A 1,155-nucleotide genomic window follows, 5' to 3' on the forward strand; every position below is an offset into this window, starting at 1 on the left:
GGGTGGAGGGAGTGGAACACGAAGGGAAGAGAGGAGGGAGGAAGCGGAGGGAAGGGAAGCGAGAGAAGGCGGAGGGAGGTGGAAGGAGGTGTCGGAGGAGGTCAGGTCGCTGCCGCGCGCAGGAACTCGATGGAGCGGCGGGCCACGTCGGGGGCGTCGAGGGAGCCGCCCTGGATCTCCACGGAGACCAGTCCGCGGTGGCCGAGGTCCCGCAGGGCGGCGAGGACGGGCGGGAAGTCGATCTCGCCCGCGCCGAATTCGAGGTGCTGGTGGACTCCGCGCCGCATGTCCTCGATCTGCACGTTGAGCAGGCGCGGCGCGGCGAGCCGCACGCACTCCAGGACGGTCCGCTCCTCCACGCAGTGGGCGTGCCCCACATCGAGGGTGATCCCGAACAGTTCGTGCCCGCCGACGAGTTCGGCCAGTTCGAGGCACCGCTCGACGGTGTCGACGAACATGTACGGCTCCGGCTCGAACGCCAGGGAGACGCCGTACTCCTCGGCGGTCTCCAGGACGGTCTCCACGCCCGCCGCGAGCCGCTTCCAGGCGTCCCCCGCCTGAAGTCCGTCGTGCGGTGCGGGCCCGCTGCACAGGTGGACGGTGGGCGAGCCCAAGTCGGCGGCTATGCGTACGGCGCGCCGCAGCAGGTCGATCCGGTGTTCGGCCGCGTCGGACATCAGGGTCGGCTGGTGCTTGCCCCAGGGGTCGAGGAGGTAGGGCGCCCCGGTCTCCAGGGTCACGTCGAGGTCGTGCCGGTCGAGGTCCCGGGCGATCTCGGCGACACGTCGGGGCAGGTCGGGGGCGTACGGGTCGAGGTGTCCATGGTCGAGGGTGAGGGCGACGCCGTCGTAGCCGAGGTCGGCGAGGACGGTGAGGACGTCGCCTAAGCGGTGGTTGGTGAAGCCGTTGGTGCCGTAACCGAATCGGAGGGGGGTGGGGGGCGCGGTCATGCCGGCGTTCCTCCTGCGGAGGTCTGTGCTGGTCGAGGGGGTGGTTCAGGTGGGGGAGACACGCCGGGCGAGCCGCCGGGCCAGGGGGTGGGCGACGCCGAGGGCGGCCGCCGCGACCGTGGCGCCGCTGCGCGCGGTCAGCGCCGTCTGGAGTGGCAGGAACCCGAGGATTCCGGCCCCGACGGCCCGCCGTACGTTCTCGCCC

General features: G+C 72.0%; 1 protein-coding gene. It reads right to left on the reverse strand.

What is annotated here, in order from left to right; genetic code table 11:
• Window positions 1-101 precede the first annotated feature (101 nt).
• On the reverse strand, window positions 102-950 hold the full coding sequence (locus AOK23_RS37830; RefSeq protein ID WP_055717003.1) for a sugar phosphate isomerase/epimerase family protein: 849 nt from the start codon (window positions 948-950) through the stop codon (window positions 102-104).
• Window positions 951-1,155: the final 205 nt, after the last annotated feature.

Source organism: Streptomyces torulosus (genome assembly GCF_001419765.1).
Classification (GTDB): Bacteria; Actinomycetota; Actinomycetes; order Streptomycetales; family Streptomycetaceae; genus Streptomyces; species Streptomyces torulosus.